The organism is Melaminivora alkalimesophila (genome assembly GCF_000282995.1).
Lineage (GTDB): Bacteria > Pseudomonadota > Gammaproteobacteria > Burkholderiales > Burkholderiaceae_C > Melaminivora > Melaminivora alkalimesophila.
Genome location: NZ_ALEE01000185.1, coordinates 1 through 215 on the forward strand (window position 1 = coordinate 1; position 215 = coordinate 215).

At 75.3% G+C, this 215-nt stretch carries 1 protein-coding gene; it reads right to left on the bottom strand.

What is annotated here, in order from left to right; translation table 11 throughout:
• A partial coding sequence (locus tag A612_RS17660; protein WP_040435778.1) for a hypothetical protein occupies positions 1 to 215 on the bottom strand: 215 nt, incomplete at both ends.

A 215-nucleotide genomic window follows, 5' to 3' on the forward strand; every position in this document is an offset into this window, starting at 1 on the left:
GGGCGCCGCCGCGGCAACCGGCGGCAGGTCGGCTTCCTGGACAGGCGCTTCCAGAACGGAAACCTGCGGGTGGTCGGGGGAGCGGGCAGCGTGCCCCGCGTCGGGCGTCTCTTCCTCCGCAGACTCCGGCTCCGGCAGCAGAGCCTCCCGGATGGGTTCCTGCCGCTCCGCATCGACTGCCGCCTCGCCGTCGCCGTCGCCCTCGCCGTCGGCAG